We start from the raw sequence: 278 nt of genomic DNA on the forward strand, positions 1-278 counted from the left end.
GTCGATTTCGACATGGTGTCGGTCAGCCGCGACGGCGCGGACGAGCCCTGGCATACCGAATCGATATCGGGCGGCATCCGCATCTATGCCGGCTCCGCCGAGGTGACGGTGACGCCGGGCCGTCATCGCTACGTCTTCACCTACCGGACCAACCGCCAGATCCGCTACTTCGACGATCACGACGAACTCTACCGGAACGTCACCGGTAATGGCTGGATCTTTCCGATCCGCTCCGCGACGGCGACGGTGACGCTGCCGCCGGGTGTCGCTGCGACGGG

The 278-nt window shown here is 65.5% G+C and carries 1 protein-coding gene; it reads left to right on the plus strand.

Annotated elements, in window-relative coordinates:
• The coding region (locus EOD29_RS31495) for a DUF2207 domain-containing protein (protein ID WP_127248811.1) at positions 1-278 on the plus strand (278 nt) is incomplete at both ends.

Source organism: Mesorhizobium sp. M1A.T.Ca.IN.004.03.1.1, assembly GCF_003997555.1.
GTDB lineage: Bacteria > Pseudomonadota > Alphaproteobacteria > Rhizobiales > Rhizobiaceae > Mesorhizobium.